Source organism: Anaerobacillus sp. 1_MG-2023, assembly GCF_030547345.1.
GTDB lineage: Bacteria > Bacillota > Bacilli > Bacillales > Guptibacillaceae > Guptibacillus > Guptibacillus hwajinpoensis_B.
Genome location: NZ_JAUORD010000241.1, coordinates 1 through 238 on the forward strand (window position 1 = coordinate 1; position 238 = coordinate 238).

Genomic DNA, 238 nt, shown 5'->3' on the forward strand with positions numbered 1-238 from the left:
TTTTCATCCGTCACAAGATTTTCTTGAAGCACATCACCGTCTTCATTAAGAAGGCTATATTCAGCGCCTTCAAGCGTGCGGCTTGCGTCTTTCTTATCAACCTTCAGAAGTTTTATTGAGCCAGGTTGAATCACATTCTCGGCTGTTACTTTTAGAATATCTTTTTGACCTTTTGCAATTGTGAATGGTATCGCTTCAGATTCTAGGAGGTAACCAAAAGGTGCTTTAGTTTCTTCGA

1 protein-coding gene is annotated in these 238 nt (G+C 39.9%); it reads right to left on the reverse strand.

The window, feature by feature from the left end:
• Positions 1–238: MSCRAMM family protein (locus tag Q4550_RS24020; RefSeq protein WP_369290146.1), on the reverse strand; the 238-nt coding region annotated here is incomplete at both ends.